Here is a 534-nt window from a genome sequence, read left to right as displayed (position 1 = left end):
AATGAATAAATATTTTGCTGAATTCCTAGGTACGTTTTGGCTAGTCTTTGGTGGTTGTGGTAGCGCAGTTTTAGCCGCAGCTTTCCCTGAACTTGGTATTGGCTTTGCAGGTGTAGCCCTTGCCTTTGGTTTAACCGTACTCACAGGTGCTTATGCTCTAGGGCATATCTCAGGTGGACATTTCAATCCCGCGGTAAGTGTTGGCCTTTGGGTCGGTGGCCGCTTCGATGTTAAAGATTTAATTCCGTATATTGTTGCGCAAGTGGTTGGTGCGACTGCTGCTGCATTTGTTCTTTATATTATTGCTCAAGGCCAAGCAGGCTTTAGTGGTGTTGGCGGGTTTGCAACCAATGGTTTTGGTGACTTATCACCAAATAAATTTGGTTTAGGTTCTGCTTTCATTATTGAAGTGGTTCTTACTGCTTTCTTCTTAATCATTATTTTAGGAGCAACTGAGCGCCGTGCACCTGCTGGCTTCGCTCCTATTGCAATTGGTTTGGGCTTAACACTCATTGACTTAATCAGTATTCCGGT

General features: G+C 44.2%; 1 protein-coding gene. It reads left to right on the top strand.

Going from position 1 to position 534, the window contains the following annotated elements:
- On the top strand, positions 1-534 hold a 534-nt coding region (gene aqpZ / locus ABD296_RS50200; RefSeq protein ID WP_344285807.1), incomplete at both ends, for an aquaporin Z.

This window comes from Actinomadura napierensis (genome assembly GCF_039529375.1).
GTDB lineage: Bacteria > Actinomycetota > Actinomycetes > Streptosporangiales > Streptosporangiaceae > Spirillospora > Spirillospora napierensis.
The sequence above is the reverse complement of the archived record's forward strand: the minus strand, read 5'-3'. Positions and strand labels throughout refer to the sequence as shown.